The organism is Terribacillus saccharophilus, from assembly GCF_002272745.1.
GTDB lineage: Bacteria > Bacillota > Bacilli > Bacillales > Amphibacillaceae > Terribacillus > Terribacillus saccharophilus_B.
In genome coordinates this window covers 81,490-95,959 of record NZ_NPBD01000014.1, presented here as the reverse complement: position 1 = coordinate 95,959, position 14,470 = coordinate 81,490, and the positions used below count along the sequence as shown (strand labels likewise).

Genomic DNA, 14,470 nt, shown 5'->3' with positions numbered 1-14,470 from the left:
TTTCTTGTTTGTCGGCCGTTGTTGCTCCTTGGCGACGCATATAAATATAACATGTACTCTAAATCATCGTCAACAGTTTTTTTATAAAATTCTCAATTTCATTCCGATATGCTGAACACAGCCAGATTAGCTTACCATAGTAGCTATCCTAATACCACATCAGCATTGGTATTTCTGAGAGGACAGCATGAATTATACCAATAGCCATCCCCTCACATTTTTTATCATAATTCTTTGATTCGATACTCCCGATGATATAAAGCCTTGCCTTTTGTTTCTGTTAGCACCGCTTCAATGATCTCCTTCTCCTCCAAGTAGTTAAGAAGAGCGCTCAAATCAGCCGCATATGCTTCCACTTCCGGTCTGTTTTTCAATTCCCCGAAGGTCCAAGCTCCATCCTTCATGCGCATGACACGGAGAAGATGCTCAGCAGCAGAGTGCGATCTGGCATTGATGGCAACATTGACGGCAAGGAGCATAAGCTGCACACGCTGATCTGTTTCTTCCTTACTTTGAATGAATTCTTCGCAAAGCTTATATACTTCCGAATCTATTCTACGCACTTGATTCCAGACGGTGACTTCCGGATGATGTCCTTTTTCAATAATAGACAGCCTCGCCAAGTAATGCAGACATCGTACCATCCGTGTATATGCATCAAGATATTGCCCGCTGTCATGGAGATCCTTCGTTTCTGCATAAGAACGAATAAGCTTGGCAAATTCAATTGTCATTTTCAGCTTGCGCTTTTCATAAGGAAAACTCGCCAGCTCATTTTTCAGATTATCGATATATTCATTCCGATCAAAGACGACTTTCCCCTCGAAGATCCATTCGACTGCCCGCCGATATGTACTAGTATCAATCCAATAATGAAGGAGCGTCTCTTCGACAATATGCATTGCTGCTATTTTCCCTTCATAACTATAGTGTTTCGTAAACCATGGTTCTTCTGAGTGTTTGACAATTACTAGCAGAATCATATCGAAGTTATCTGTTGTCGGGCTCACCGGCCTCGTCTTTTCCACTAAGATGATACCCAATGTATTCGGCATACTTGCACGTTCCTGATAAATCGGACGAAGAATGTTCTCCAAGGCGATCCCTCCGCAATGTAATTCTATATATTTTAGTAGTTATTCAACATATTTCTCCAAAATCCTTTTTTACCTGACAAAAGAAAAACCTTCATCACAATGTGACAAAGGCTTTTCTATCTATAGAAGAATTTCGCTGAGGTTAATGCTTGGTTGTTTGCTGACAATCCGGGCACGTCCCGTATAATTCCAAACGATGATGGGTCACATCGAAGTTTGTAACCTGGGCAGCGAGCTTCTCTACTTCATAAAGGCTTGGGTAATGGAAATCGACAATCTTTCCACATTGATCGCAAATCAAGTGGTAATGTTCTTCTGTCTCACAATCGAATCGGCTGGAAGAATCTCCATAGGTCAACTCACGCACCAACCCGTTTTCACGGAACACACGAAGATTATTATAGACCGTCGCTACGCTCATATTCGGAAACTTATCCTCTAGCGCTCGATATATATCATCAGCGGTAGGATGGATCTTGGAATTCAGCAAGAACTCAAGCACCGCATGACGCTGTGGTGTTATTCTGACGCCAGATTCTTTTAATCGCTCCACTGCTGCTTGTAATCTCTGTTCAGACACCGTCATGCACCTCGCTTTCACTTGTAAATAAGACATTTATCTAAACGATGACTATTATTACATTATACTTCTTCTAAATTGTAAAGGGGTCTCCCTTATCTTGTCAATAAAAAACCATCGTTTCCTTCAAATATCCGGGACGAGCAGTACCTCTTCTGTCTCATGAAGAAGATTTGCATACCTGGCGGCAACAAAAAGATAGTCAGACAAACGATTGATAAACCGCAATACTTCATCGTTACGATTCTCCTCCGTCATGGAAACGATCAATCTTTCGGACCGTCGTACGATTGTCCGTGCCTGATGCAGGGCAGCCGCACTGGGACAGCCTCCCGGCAGAATAAATTGCTTCAGCAGCGGAAGCTCTAATGTCCATCGATCAATCTCAGCCTCTATATCTTTTGTGTGCTTCGGCTTTAATTTCCATTGCACTTCTTTTTCAGCTGGTGTCGCGAGTTCAGCTCCCGCATGGAATAGCAGCGTCTGAACACGTTGCAATGATTCTTTAAAAGCATCGTTTTCTGCAGTCAAAAGACTCACAGCTGTTCCGATTGCAGCATTAGCTTCATCCAATGTGCCATAAGCCTCGACTCGCGGGTGGTCTTTCGGAACTCGTGATCCATAAATAAGAGAAGTCTCTCCCTTATCTCCGTTTTTGGTATAAATCTTCATTAGTATCCTCTGTCTAAATCGATTTTATTTATATACTGCTTCTCAGCTTCTTCATTTGTGTATATATCTAAGTTCTTTTCAAAAACATCCATTGCTCGTTCTGTGTAATAAGGAGTTTTACCGGCCATATGCGGAGTAAGTATGACTCGTTCATGATCCCAGAATGGGTGATCTTCCGAAAGCGGCTCTTCCTCGAAGACATCCAATACTGCTGCCTTTATTTTCTCTTCATTCAATGCATCCAGCAAAACATCCATAGCTACTGCATCTCCGCGTCCCATGTTAAGGAACACTGCATGCTTTGGCATAAGATCAAAATGATTCTCTTTATAGAAGTACTTCGTTTCTTTCGTACTTGGAAGGATGGAAATCAGGTAATCCGCATGAGGCAAAACTGTTTCGATATCAGTCTGTTTATACACTTCATCAAAATGGTCTTTTGGAGATCCACTGCGGCTCACACCGATTGTATGCATACGGAATGCTTTCCCTAAACGCGCCACTTCCTGGCCAATCGCACCAGCTCCGACGACGACTAGTTTTTTCGCTGTTATTTCGTCTATCATTATATCCTTATCCCATACATGCTCTTCCTGCTTCTTCAGAAAAGCCCGTTCGTTGCGGGCAACTGCAAGGATGGACGAAATCGCATATTCCGCCATCTGGATACGATGGATACCATTTGCGTTTGTCAGCATGATACCTTTCTCAGCGATAATATCCAGCGGCAGGTAATCGACTCCTGCTGAAATTACCATGATCCACTTCAATTTATCTGCTGTACGGAGTGATGCTTCATCTGCTCCATTTCCGCCAGTAACCAAAACGTCTGCATCCTTCACCAGCTTCTCTGTTTCTTCCTTTGAGGAACTGAAGTGGAATGTCACACTTGGATAAGAGCTTTCGAAATGCTGTTTCATTTTCTGATCTAATTTCACCGCAACTAATACTTGCATATGTATCCCCTCCAAGAAAGTTTGTTTACCTTCTTCTACTATAACCCTTTTCCATTCCACACGAAAAGCGACATCCTACATAAAAAAAGCCCAGACGGTAAACGCCTGAGCCAATTTTCATGTAGGGGAGGTTTCATAATGTACTATATGCGCACAATTCTCCTCCGGTATATGCGCTTGTCACGGATTGAGTCCTTTCAGTTCTTCCAGCACAAATAATCCGTCCTTGCGAATAAGAACATCATCGAAATAAACATCTCCGCCGCCGTATTCCGAGCGCTGAATAAGAACCATATCCCAATGCACAGAAGAGCTGTTGCCGTTTTCGGTTTCATCATAGGAATCCCCTGGTGTGAAATGGAGACTTCCAGATATCTTTTCATCGAAGAGGATATTCCCCATTGGCTCCTTGATCACAGGATTCAGACCTAATGCGAACTCACCGATGTAACGAGCTCCTTCATCTGTATCCAGCACTTCATTCAATTTATCCGCATGATCGGAAATTGCCTCAACAATCTTCCCTTCTTTAAATGTCAGAGATACATTCTGGTGGACCACACCCTGGTAAGGGCTTGGCGTATTATATGTAATCGTACCATTCACACTGTCTTTGACAGGTGCAGTGTATACTTCTCCATCCGGTACATTATGCGTACCTGCACAAATGACCGCAGGAATGTCATTTATAGAAAATGTAATATCTGTTCCAGGACCAACAATACGAACTCGATCTGTCCGCTCCATCAAATCTTTTAATGGCTGCTGCGCTTGATGCATTGCATCATAGTCGACCGTGCTTACATCGAGTACATAATCGTAAAATTGATCAAAGTTCATTTTTGCCTTCTGCGCCGCTCCTGGTGTTGGATATTCGAATAGGACCCATTTCAGGTTTTCGTATAGATAATCATCAGAAGTCTTCATCAGTTTCCCATGCTTGACGAACTGGTCACTTGGGACGCTGCCAAACTCCGCGTCATTTTCTTCTCCCTGGATGGCAAGAAAAGCATCGGCATTCTTAAACAGTTCTAGGAACCATTTATCCTGTAAGCGGAACTGTTCATCTGGAGCATGCTCCAACATTATCCGGTTTGTCTCTTCCTCTTGCCAAATAATAAACGGAATGACCCCCAACGCATATGCCTCTTTCATAATTTCTTTCACAAGCGGTTTACTGGATGGAACAGCGCTAATTATTACTTTCTCTTTATCACCAAGCTGTAAACTATGAGATAAAAGCAGCTTAGCCAGTTTATTAAGACGTGGATCTTTCACAGTATCAACCCCCTTTATTTTCCATATTATCAAAAAAGCGATCCAATGTATGTACATTGGACCGCAGATTTTGTTACAGGTTTTGCCGGATGAACTCCAGCGCTTCTTCTGTATGACCATCTACTTTCACTTTGCGGAATTCCTTCTGGAGATTCCCTTCTTTATCAATAATGAAAGTAGAGCGTTCAATTCCGTAATACTCTTTACCAAAGTTCTTTTTCAACTTCCAGCATTCGTAATCTTCCGCAACAGCGTGGTCTACGTCTGCAAGCAAAAGAAATGGCAGATCGAATTTGTTTATGAATTTCTCATGGCTTTCAACCGGGTCTGGGCTAACACCGATGATGACTGCATTCAAGTCGGTGAATTTCTCATGATTATCACGGAAGCTGCATGCTTCTGTCGTGCAGCCTGGTGTATTATCTTTTGGATAGAAATAAAGTACGATGTTTTTCCCTTTGAAGTCCTGCAGTGATACGATTTCACCGTTCGTCGCAGGTAAGGTGAAGCTAGGTGCTGCTTTGCCAATTTCAATTGTCATAAATAGGCCTCCTCTAGTTTCTGATATATTCTTAGCCTATCCGATTTAAGCAAGGAGCACAACTAATCTCCTTCCCCATTCATCTTCTGCCTTACAACCGTGTGCTGCCATACTTTCAATACAAGTCCCGAAGGCAGAAGGTATCCGATCAATGCTTCAATCAACGCTAGGAAACGTCCAACTCCTACAGGCAGAATATCTCCGTAGCCTACAGTGAGTAACGTGACGCCGCTGAAATAGATCGAGTGCATCAAGGAACCCGCAAGAGATGAATCGATTAAGTCGCCTCCTTCTGCAAGCACGATGCCCTCGATTGACAGGATAAAATAAATCAAGCCGAAAGCGAGCATGACACTTATATATAGAAATAACAAAGATAAGAACAAGTCCACGGAAAATATTGAGGAGCCTCTTACCTCATGTTTGAAAAAGGAATACATACAGCCGATCAGGGCAAAAAATATCACTATCACCAATACAAACACCATGTACATCCCTCCGCTCTATTAGTTTACGAGCGGCATGTCCCGACTATGTGCAGCAAGGCGCTTTTTTCGATGACTTGTTGCGCATATGCTATACTGGATAAGAGAAATTTACGGAGGTTTACCTATTATGAATAAGACCAAATCAGAACAATTACATAAAGAAGCTCAGGAGCATATTGTCGGCGGTGTGAATTCCCCATCCCGCTCCTTCAAAGCAGTCGGCGGCGGTTCTCCAGTTTATATGGAGAAAGCAGAGGGTGCTTATTTCTGGGACGTAGATGGCAACAAGTACATTGACTTTTTGGCTGCATATGGCCCGATTATCACTGGACATGCGCATCCTCATATTACAGAAGCTATCACGAAGGCGGCTCAAAACGGTGTATTGTACGGAACACCGACGCGCCTGGAAAACCAATTCGCCCAAATGCTGAAGGAAGCTATTCCTTCCTTGCATAAAGTCCGTTTCACTAACTCCGGTACAGAGGCAGTCATGACGACGATCCGAGTTGCTCGTGCCTATACCGGACGCAATAAACTGATCAAGTTTGCCGGCTGCTATCATGGCCACTCCGACCCAGTACTTGTAGAAGCAGGATCAGGTCCATCTACATTAGGTACACCGGACTCCGCTGGCGTTCCAGCGTCAATCGCAGCAGATATGATCACCGTCCCATTCAATGACCCGCAAGCATTGTACGATGCTTTGGAAAAATGGGGCGACCAAATTGCCGGTATCCTCGTTGAACCGATCGTCGGAAACTTCGGTATCGTAACACCAGAGCCAGGGTTCCTCGAGAAAGTGAATGAATATGCGCATGCTAAGGGAGCACTTGTCATTTACGATGAAGTCATCACTGCGTTCCGTTTCACGTACGGCAGTGCCCAGCAGCTTCTCGGTGTTGAGCCGGATCTGACAGCAATGGGTAAAATCATTGGCGGCGGTCTGCCAATCGGTGCATACGGCGGTAAGAAAGAAATCATGGATCAGGTAGCTCCGCTAGGTCCTGCTTATCAAGCTGGAACAATGGCCGGAAATCCTGCCAGTATGGCAGCAGGTATCGCTTGCCTGGAAGTGCTGCAGCAGCCAGGAGTGTATGATCGCTTCGAAGAGCTCGGCGCAAAATTGGAAGCTGGAATCTTGCAGCATGCTAAAGATGCAGGCGTAACGATTACTGTCAATCGTTTGAAGGGTGCGCTTGCCGTATACTTCACCGATGAGAAAGTAAAAAATTATGTACAAGCTTCTGCCTCTGACGGCGAAAAGTTTGCTCAATTTTTCCAGCTTATGCTGGAACAGGGTATCAACTTAGCTCCATCCAAATATGAAGCATGGTTTATCACGACAGCTCATACAGAAGAAGATATCAATCGTACACTCGAAGCTGTGAAAACAAGCTTCGAACAGATGAAATAAGGGTATTCTTAAAGGCATCAGCACTTTCGCTGATGCCTTTTTTTGGTCTGAAACTTTTCTTCAGTAAATACTTTATTATCTAGGAGCATTCGTGTAACATCATATAGAATAGTTTTTCAAGGAAAGAACGGAGGATCCAAGACTATGAAACTTGGTGCCAGAATGCTAAAAACTGGCGTGGCAATCACACTTGCCTTATATGCAGCGACATTACTTGGCTTAGCGCCGGTATTCGCTGCAATCGGAGCTGCCTTTTCAATGCGGCAGTCCGTTTATCAATCCTATATCGGACTCATGGATCAGGTGAAGGGAAATGTAGTTGGTCTGGTCGTTGCCATTGCAATGTTCTATACATTCGGAACCGAACCGATCATCATTGGCGTTTCCGCCATCCTGACAATTGGACTATGTGTAAGCCTGAAAATACGGGAAAGCGTTATTGCGATTGTATCACTCGTTTCGGTAATGGAGAATACGAGCGATATGGATTTCCTTCCTTTCGCACTGCTGCGATTCTCGACACTGACATTAGGTATTCTGTCCGCTTTCTTCGTGAATCTCGTTTTTCTACCTCCTAAGTATGAAGTCGTTTTGCTGCAGAAAATCGATCAATTTAGTACCGAAATCCTGCAATGGCTCCGGGTTGCGACCCGCAGTTGGTCCGATCAGCCAGCACTGAAGGACGAAATAGCCAGGATTGAATCGGAAATCCAGAAAATAGACGATATCTATACCCGTTTCACGGAGGAAAGAACTTACACGAAAAAACAAAAACTTGTGAAGGCTCGGAAGCTAGTCGTCTTTCGTCAGCTGATCACGACCTTGAAGCAGTCACACGGTATTTTGCAGGAAGTTTATGACCTTGGCGATAAGATGACTGAGCTTCCGACACGCTCAAGTGATACATTCGTCGAAGAACTCGATAAAGCAATCATGTCGCATGAAAAACTGATCTTAAGCGCAATGGGACGCATCAAGCACCAGCAGGAAGACAGCAATTTCCGCGAAACGCTCGATCCGGACATCCCGGCACTTGTCGACCTGCTTATCCACGTATTCGAAAACAAGGAAATTGAAGAGAAGATGCTCTTCCTTCCTCTCGCTTCTCGACTGATGGAATATCACAGAGAACTAGACAGACTGAAGCGACTATTAAACAGCTACTTAAAATACCATAACGAGGATTCTACGGTAGTCATGCCGAAGGAATAAAGTACATCGCTCATGTGAGTGATGTACTTTATTTATTGTTTTATATACTAATTTTCTAGAAGGACTCTGTTATTGTGATTTTTGGAAAGCCATCTTTTCAGATTTCCCTTATCCTTAAACTAAGGGGAACTTTTAGCCGTTATTAAATTTATTCTTCTCCTTTATACCATTATTCTTGTTATTTTATTTACAATAATATAATTCTGTACGTATCAACTTAACAAAAAAAGGATAAATGAGCAGGAATCCACCTGTCCATCTATCCTTTTTTTAAGTTGTACTCAATGTACCTGAATCCTCATCCAAATGCTGTATCTGATAAAGGTTAAAGTAATTACCTTGAAGTGTCATCAGATCAACATGCGATCCTTGCTCTACAATCTGTCCATCCTGCACAACGACGATGCGGTCTGCATGTGTAATTGTTGCTAGTCGATGGGCAACGATAAAGGTAGTCCGATCCGATGCAAGCTTCTCCAGGGCTTCCTGAATCAGATGTTCGCTCTCCAGATCAAGTGCAGATGTCGCTTCATCAAGGATGAGTATCGGCGGATTCTTTAAGAAGATACGCGCGATAGCGATTCGTTGTTTTTGTCCGCCAGATAGCTTAACGCCGCGCTCCCCTACAAGGGTTTCGTATCCTTCGGTTAGATGCTCGATAAAGTCATGGGCATTGGCTGCTTTTGCAGCAGCAACTACTTCTTCATGTGTTGCTTCAGGGCTTCCGAGTTTGATATTCATCTCGACAGACTCACTGAACAGGATATTATCCTGCAGCACCATACCGATTTTATCACGTAAGGAACGCGACTGGACATCACGGATATCTGTCCCGTCAATGGTTATTCGTCCGTCCGTCACATCATAAAACCGCGGAATTAGACTGACGATTGTTGATTTACCGCCTCCGCTCATTCCGACAAAGGCGATTGTCTCTCCTTGTTTCACATCTAGTGAGATATCCTTAAGCACAAGCTCTTCACCTTCACCATAACGGAAGGAAACATTTTCAAAAGACACATGCCCATCAACCTTAGTCAGCTTCGCTGCTGCTGGCTTATCTTCAATATCATATTTCTCATCAATAAATTCGAAGACCCGATCCATTGATGCGACTGCTTGCGTCAGTGTTGTAGAAGAGTTCACTAGTCGGCGGAGCGGGCTGTAAACACGGTCCATGAAGCCTGCAAAGGCAACCATCGTTCCTAATGTCAGATTACCCTGGATAACTTCATATGCAGCATATCCAATAACGAGCAGCGGCGCCAAGTCCGTAATCGTATTCGTTACCGCAAAAGTTTTGGCGTTCCAGGTCGTATGCTGAATGGCGCTCTCTAGAAAATTACGGTTTTGCGCATCAAACTGCTTTTGTTCATACTCCTCAAGCGCAAAGCTTCGTGTAACAGGGATGCCCTGTACCCGTTCATGTAGATGTCCCTGCACTTCTGCCAAAGCTTGCGAACGCTGCCTTGTCAGACTGCGGAGACGCTCATAGAAATACTTGATTGCCACACCATATACAGGAAATAAGACAATTGCGACCAATGTGAGTGACACATCCATCGTGAACATAATACCAACCGCAATGACAATCGTAGCCAAATCAAGCCATACATTCATCAGACCTGTCATAATGAAGTTTTTTGTCTGTTCAACGTCATTGATGACACGAGAAATAATTTCCCCAGTTTTTGTTTGGGAATAATAGCGTAGACTCAAGCGCTGGATGTGATCAAAAAGCTGATTCCGGATATCATAGAGCACCCGGTTCCCTGTCCATTGCGCCAGATATTGTCGATAGTACTCAATCGGCGGACGCACGATGAGAAAGACAATCAAGGAACTGCCAAGCAACCATAACAACCGATTAACTTTATCAGCCGTAGATAAATCTGCATTAACGACATGATCGACTACATATCCTAAAATCAATGGAATCAATAAAGGTATTGCGAACTTAACGATACCAATCAGAATCGTAAAAATAATTTTCCATTTATACGGCTTTACAAATTGTAAATACCGTCTTGTACTGCTCAACACATATCACCTCTCTGTTGTGCACAATGATAAATCCCTGCCGCTTCCGGCAAGGATTTATCACCTTATGTTATTTATCTGTAGGTTAGGAACAGCTCATACCATGTATCGATGAAATCGGGTGAAAACGGTCCTTTTCCTTGCCTGATCCAGCTAATCAGAATATCGACCTGGTTCCACAGGATTCGTTCGATTTCGGGTGGATAATTCATTTGGCGCTTGTGTACATTGAATTCATCTTCATCCAGCAGCGTAAATGTCATATCGGGATAGATCTTGATATCCAGATCATAATCGATATACTTTAGTGCTTCCCCATCATAAACATACGGGGAGCTGATATTACAATAATAATAAATGCCGTCTGTACGCAGCATACCGATAATATTGAACCAGTACTTCGCATGAAAATAAACAATGGCTGGTTCGCGCGTGATCCACGTCCGTCCGTCGCTTTCCGTGACCATCGTCCGATCATTGGCACCAATCAGGATTTCTGCCGTACTCTTCAATACTGTGCTGCTTTCCCATACCCGATGGAGCTGGCCATTATGCTTAAAGCTGTGTATCTGAATTTTCGTTCCTGCCTCTGGGCCAGCCATGCGAATCTTCCTTCCTTTGTTATTGTCCTATGTAAGATGGTTTCTTTATATTATAAAGATATTTCAGACACAATGGAAATGAAAAACGCTGATAGTTGCCCAAGCAAAAATAAAAGAGCCCTCCAGCGAGTGCTGAAGGGCTCCGTTCATACGAAAGTAACAGTTCGGACGATGTCCGTCTTTTTACTTGCGGGACTGTTGGTTTTGCTGCTGAACTTGCTGTACGTCTGTCTCAGAAGCAAACTCAGTACCGAATTGTTGGCTAGAACCGCCAGTTGCTTTCTGACGAGACTGCTGGTTCTGTTGTTGAACCTGCTGTACGTCTGTCTCAGAAGCAAATTCAGTGCCGTATTGTTGGCTAGAACCACCTTGACGGGACTTCTGGTTTTGTTGTTTTACTTGGTTTACATCAGTACCAGATTGTGTCTTTTTGTTCATCGTTATCACCTCCGCCACATTACTTTCTCCTGAATGTGACGTAGTTATCCAAAAAAGAAATTGGTTTATTCTGGTATGTGAATTTGCTGCAGAATTTTCTGATGCGGAACTGGAAATGGATAATCATCTATATCAGACAGAGCAACGAATCTGCCCTGCTCCGGTAGTTTGTCTTTTGTCGTTGCACGCAAGACAATCACTTCCCAAATGATATGGGAGAAAATGTGCCGGACAGGCTGCAAAGTCTCCTCTAGCTTAATAGCAATCCCATATTCAAGCTGGAACCAATACGCAAGCTGCTCCAAGGAAACCTCCGTTGCATCTGCCATCGGGAATTGCCACAAATTCGCTAATAAGCCTAACTCCGGCCGTTTTTCAATAAGTACCTCTCCTTGTTCGTTTTCCACAACAACAGAAAGGTATGGCATCGTTTTCTGCTTCTTGCCTTTTGATTTAATCGGAAGCTCCTCCTGCAATCCTTGCTTAAATGCTGTACAATGCGACTGCACCGGACATAATAAACATGCAGGCTTTTTCGGTGTACAGATAAGTGCACCAAGTTCCATCAATCCTTGGTTGAATGCAGAAGGATTTCTATGGGAAATCATTTCTTCAACTGCCGCCTCGAATATCTTTCTTGCTTTCGGCTTTGCAATGTCTTCGGTTATCAACAGAATTCTGGATAAGACCCGCATAACATTCCCATCGACTGCCGGCTGCGGAATTCCGTACGCGATACTAAGTATGGCACCCTTTGTATACGGTCCAACGCCCTTAAGCTTACCAAGCTCTTCCACGTTGTCTGGTACTTTGCCGTCGTATGTCTCTGACACCTCACGTACAGCGGTTTGAAGATTCCGAGCTCGGGAATAGTATCCTAAGCCTTCCCACGCTTTTAAAACGTCCTGCTCATCCGCTTCGGCTAGTGCCTGGATTGTCGGAAAGCGTTCCATAAAACGATGAAAGTATGGTATTACCGTATCCACCTTCGTTTGCTGGAGCATAATTTCCGATACCCAAATTCGGTACGGATCCTGATTTTCGCGCCAAGGCAGTGCACGTTTTTCCTGCTGGAACCAATTAATTAAATCATCTTGAAATAAATCTATAGAAAAATGCTGAAACTTAACATGTAGATCGTCTAATTGCAAATTCACTCACGCTCCGTGTTACAATATTAAAAGTATTAGGTGGTTTGGTTTCATCAGAAGGAGGACATTAAGATGGACACTGGTACCCATATCGTAATGGGAATAGCCCTAGGCGGGCTTGCCACACTCGATCCTGCTGTTCACCAAGATCCTGTATTGTTCAATGCAGTACTTGCTGGCACGATCCTTGGTTCACAGGCACCCGACTTTGATACAGTATTGAAATTACGCAACAATGCTTCTTATTTACGAAACCACCGGGGAATTACGCATTCAATCCCCGCTGTCATATTATGGGGACTTGCGATTTCCTTGCTGCTGTACGTGTTAGTACCAGAAATTAACTTCCTGCATTTATGGCTTTGGACATTCGGGGCCGTTGTGCTGCATGTATTTGTCGATGTTTTTAACGCTTACGGCACACAGGCGTACCGGCCATTCACCCGACGCTGGGTAGCTTATGGCTTTATTAACACATTTGATCCCTTCATCTTCGCGATGAATGCGATTGGTATTGTGCTTTGGCTAATCGGCTTGGAACCTGGCCCTACATTTGCCGTTATTTACGCGATCCTTGTCCTGTACTATGTGAAGCGTTACTTGGATAAGCGACGAATCATTAAACAAGTGAAAGAAAAAATACCTAATGCTCAAATTATCGCCACTTCACCAACAATGAAACAAGCATTTTGGCGTGTTGCCATTACGGCTCCAGATCGTTTTTATGTCGGAAAAGTAGAGAATTGGCAGCTTCGCATCATTGACGAATTCGAACGGAAGCCCTTGCCTGATAATGAACTGATAGAAGTTGCCAGAGAAGATAAGAATATTGCAGCCTTTCTCAGCTTCTCCCCTGTTTTCACATGGGAAGTAAACATGTATGATGATTTCACAGAGTTGCGGCTGATTGACCTTCGATACCACAATAGCGCACAGCATTATCCATTCAAAGCAGTCGTTCAAATCGATGATAATCATCAAGTGATGAGCTCCTATACAGGGTGGATATTCTCCGAACAGAAGCTGCAGCGAAAACTGGTTACAGATGACAATCCGTCTGCATTATAAAACCTGGAGATTTTTTCTCCAGGTTTTTTTATTGTTGTCTTCGTTCCATGAATAGATGATGGTACTTGGGATTACTGTCGAGGAATTCATCCAATCGCGGACCATAATGCTGGATCCACTGACGCACAATCGCCTCTGTCATTTCCTGTCCTTGATATTTACGGCCGGCCTTTGCACGCGTTGCCTCGAAATCCTCCCAAAGAATCTCAACCCATGTCCGAGCCTCATCTATTGTCAATCGTTCGTTCTGCTGCTGCAAAAGTGCAGCAAGCTCACGGAATTTATTTTCCATTCATCTTTCTTCCCTTCCATCAAAATCCCAACATATTAGAAAAAAATAAGCACAAGCTAGAAGTACTGCGGGGCATCCAATCTCTTGCTCGAGGAGGCAGATAAAATGTCCAAGTTTGATCGTTTTTCTAAAACAGGCACCATCAATTCCGTTATTCAGTCTCCCCGCACTACAGCGAAGCATGCGAATAACCAGGTGAATGGGGAAACGCAGCAAACACAGACTGATATCATTATCCGTACTCAAGCAGTAAAGAAAAACCGCAGATAAAATATACCTCGGCTTTTCAGCCGAGGCAATTACATAGTCTCCCTGCCGAGCACACTGATCGGTAAAGCTTCCAGTTCTAGTCCTTTTTCACTACCTTGACGTCGATATCCCCAGGCAAAGACACCATTTAGATAATCGATCGTAAAGACATGCGACCGATCACCCTTAATTTGATACGTCGCACCTGGCTTGTATTCATCCGGATTTATCGTATAAGCTTTGGCCATCTGCCGTTTACGCTCCAAAATCTGATATTCACTGAAATTCCCCATTTGCTCAGCCTTCTGTTGCTGAATCTTCAGCTGTTTCATTTCTTCCTTCAATTGCTCCACTGTCAAGTCACTATAACGTAATTGCATTTTTACACC

The 14,470-nt window shown here is 43.7% G+C and carries 17 protein-coding genes; 4 read left to right on the top strand and 13 right to left on the bottom strand.

Annotated elements, in window-relative coordinates:
• Window positions 1–224: 224 nt before the first annotated feature.
• From CHH58_RS14135 to CHH58_RS14105, 7 genes are all read right to left on the bottom strand, one after another.
• On the bottom strand, window positions 225–1,097 hold the full coding sequence (locus CHH58_RS14135; RefSeq protein ID WP_095233416.1) for a nucleotidyltransferase-like protein: 873 nt from the start codon (window positions 1,095–1,097) through the stop codon (window positions 225–227).
• Between the two features lie 142 nt (window positions 1,098–1,239).
• Window positions 1,240–1,683, bottom strand: coding sequence for a peroxide-responsive transcriptional repressor PerR (perR, locus tag CHH58_RS14130; protein WP_095218668.1), 444 nt, complete (start codon window positions 1,681–1,683; stop codon window positions 1,240–1,242).
• 120 nt (window positions 1,684–1,803) lie between these two features.
• Window positions 1,804–2,349, bottom strand: coding sequence for a cob(I)yrinic acid a,c-diamide adenosyltransferase (locus CHH58_RS14125; RefSeq protein WP_095230623.1), 546 nt, complete (start codon window positions 2,347–2,349; stop codon window positions 1,804–1,806).
• Entirely contained in the window at window positions 2,349–3,305 is a 957-nt protein-coding gene (locus CHH58_RS14120; protein ID WP_095230624.1) for a D-2-hydroxyacid dehydrogenase, read from the bottom strand. Before CHH58_RS14120 ends, CHH58_RS14125 begins: the two co-directional genes overlap by 1 nt.
• A 180-nt stretch (window positions 3,306–3,485) precedes the next feature.
• Window positions 3,486–4,583: an aminopeptidase gene (locus tag CHH58_RS14115; RefSeq protein ID WP_095262708.1), complete on the bottom strand. Its 1,098-nt coding sequence runs from the start codon at window positions 4,581–4,583 to the stop codon at window positions 3,486–3,488.
• A 73-nt stretch (window positions 4,584–4,656) separates the two neighbouring features.
• Window positions 4,657–5,124 (bottom strand): thioredoxin-dependent thiol peroxidase, encoded by a 468-nt coding sequence (gene bcp, locus CHH58_RS14110; RefSeq protein WP_095230626.1) that lies wholly within the window; start codon window positions 5,122–5,124, stop codon window positions 4,657–4,659.
• Between the two features lie 62 nt (window positions 5,125–5,186).
• Window positions 5,187–5,612, bottom strand: a complete 426-nt coding sequence (locus CHH58_RS14105; RefSeq protein WP_249275143.1) for an ion channel — start codon at window positions 5,610–5,612, stop codon at window positions 5,187–5,189.
• A 127-nt stretch (window positions 5,613–5,739) separates the two neighbouring features.
• Between CHH58_RS14105 and CHH58_RS14100 the strand changes: the two genes are divergently transcribed.
• Entirely contained in the window at window positions 5,740–7,029 is a 1,290-nt protein-coding gene (locus CHH58_RS14100) for a glutamate-1-semialdehyde 2,1-aminomutase (protein ID WP_095233413.1), read from the top strand.
• Between the two features lie 144 nt (window positions 7,030–7,173).
• Window positions 7,174–8,241: an FUSC family protein gene (locus CHH58_RS14095; RefSeq protein WP_095230629.1), complete on the top strand. Its 1,068-nt coding sequence runs from the start codon at window positions 7,174–7,176 to the stop codon at window positions 8,239–8,241.
• 270 nt (window positions 8,242–8,511) lie between these two features.
• Here CHH58_RS14095 and CHH58_RS14090 read toward each other — a convergent pair whose 3' ends face one another.
• The 4 genes from CHH58_RS14090 to mutY all read right to left on the bottom strand — a co-directional run bounded on the left by CHH58_RS14090 (window position 8,512) and on the right by mutY (window position 12,472).
• Window positions 8,512–10,281: an ABC transporter ATP-binding protein gene (locus CHH58_RS14090; RefSeq protein ID WP_095233411.1), complete on the bottom strand. Its 1,770-nt coding sequence runs from the start codon at window positions 10,279–10,281 to the stop codon at window positions 8,512–8,514.
• Between the two features lie 74 nt (window positions 10,282–10,355).
• The gene (ntdP, locus tag CHH58_RS14085) at window positions 10,356–10,883 is read right to left on the bottom strand and encodes a nucleoside tri-diphosphate phosphatase (RefSeq protein ID WP_095230631.1); all 528 of its coding nucleotides are present in this window, start codon (window positions 10,881–10,883) and stop codon (window positions 10,356–10,358) included.
• 183 nt (window positions 10,884–11,066) lie between these two features.
• Window positions 11,067–11,321, bottom strand: a complete 255-nt coding sequence (locus CHH58_RS14080) for a gamma-type small acid-soluble spore protein (protein ID WP_095230738.1) — start codon at window positions 11,319–11,321, stop codon at window positions 11,067–11,069.
• A 65-nt stretch (window positions 11,322–11,386) separates the two neighbouring features.
• The gene (mutY, locus tag CHH58_RS14075; RefSeq protein ID WP_095233410.1) at window positions 11,387–12,472 is read right to left on the bottom strand and encodes an A/G-specific adenine glycosylase; all 1,086 of its coding nucleotides are present in this window, start codon (window positions 12,470–12,472) and stop codon (window positions 11,387–11,389) included.
• Between the two features lie 72 nt (window positions 12,473–12,544).
• Between mutY and CHH58_RS14070 the strand changes: the two genes are divergently transcribed.
• Window positions 12,545–13,540: a metal-dependent hydrolase gene (locus tag CHH58_RS14070; RefSeq protein ID WP_095233409.1), complete on the top strand. Its 996-nt coding sequence runs from the start codon at window positions 12,545–12,547 to the stop codon at window positions 13,538–13,540.
• A gap of 28 nt (window positions 13,541–13,568) precedes the next feature.
• Here CHH58_RS14070 and CHH58_RS14065 read toward each other — a convergent pair whose 3' ends face one another.
• On the bottom strand, window positions 13,569–13,832 hold the full coding sequence (locus CHH58_RS14065) for a YfhJ family protein (RefSeq protein WP_095218680.1): 264 nt from the start codon (window positions 13,830–13,832) through the stop codon (window positions 13,569–13,571).
• Between the two features lie 105 nt (window positions 13,833–13,937).
• Here CHH58_RS14065 and CHH58_RS14060 point away from each other — a divergent pair, with 105 nt between their 5' ends.
• On the top strand, window positions 13,938–14,102 hold the full coding sequence (locus tag CHH58_RS14060) for a YpzG family protein (protein ID WP_095230634.1): 165 nt from the start codon (window positions 13,938–13,940) through the stop codon (window positions 14,100–14,102).
• A 29-nt stretch (window positions 14,103–14,131) separates the two neighbouring features.
• Here CHH58_RS14060 and CHH58_RS14055 read toward each other — a convergent pair whose 3' ends face one another.
• The gene (locus CHH58_RS14055) at window positions 14,132–14,461 is read right to left on the bottom strand and encodes a YfhH family protein (protein WP_095233407.1); all 330 of its coding nucleotides are present in this window, start codon (window positions 14,459–14,461) and stop codon (window positions 14,132–14,134) included.
• Window positions 14,462–14,470 lie beyond the last annotated feature (9 nt).

Coding starts and splice junctions, on each gene's coding strand:
- CHH58_RS14125 (WP_095230623.1), bottom strand. CDS start 2,349: ATGAAGATTTATACCAAAAACGGAGATAAGGGAGAGACTTCTCTTATT.
- CHH58_RS14100 (WP_095233413.1), top strand. CDS start 5,740: ATGAATAAGACCAAATCAGAACAATTACATAAAGAAGCTCAGGAGCAT.
- CHH58_RS14070 (WP_095233409.1), top strand. CDS start 12,545: ATGGACACTGGTACCCATATCGTAATGGGAATAGCCCTAGGCGGGCTT.
- ntdP (WP_095230631.1), bottom strand. CDS start 10,883: ATGGCTGGCCCAGAGGCAGGAACGAAAATTCAGATACACAGCTTTAAG.
- CHH58_RS14065 (WP_095218680.1), bottom strand. CDS start 13,832: ATGGAAAATAAATTCCGTGAGCTTGCTGCACTTTTGCAGCAGCAGAAC.
- CHH58_RS14080 (WP_095230738.1), bottom strand. CDS start 11,321: ATGAACAAAAAGACACAATCTGGTACTGATGTAAACCAAGTAAAACAA.
- CHH58_RS14120 (WP_095230624.1), bottom strand. CDS start 3,305: ATGCAAGTATTAGTTGCGGTGAAATTAGATCAGAAAATGAAACAGCAT.
- CHH58_RS14105 (WP_249275143.1), bottom strand. CDS start 5,612: ATGGTGTTTGTATTGGTGATAGTGATATTTTTTGCCCTGATCGGCTGT.
- CHH58_RS14095 (WP_095230629.1), top strand. CDS start 7,174: ATGAAACTTGGTGCCAGAATGCTAAAAACTGGCGTGGCAATCACACTT.
- CHH58_RS14055 (WP_095233407.1), bottom strand. CDS start 14,461: ATGCAATTACGTTATAGTGACTTGACAGTGGAGCAATTGAAGGAAGAA.
- bcp (WP_095230626.1), bottom strand. CDS start 5,124: ATGACAATTGAAATTGGCAAAGCAGCACCTAGCTTCACCTTACCTGCG.
- perR (WP_095218668.1), bottom strand. CDS start 1,683: ATGACGGTGTCTGAACAGAGATTACAAGCAGCAGTGGAGCGATTAAAA.
- CHH58_RS14060 (WP_095230634.1), top strand. CDS start 13,938: ATGTCCAAGTTTGATCGTTTTTCTAAAACAGGCACCATCAATTCCGTT.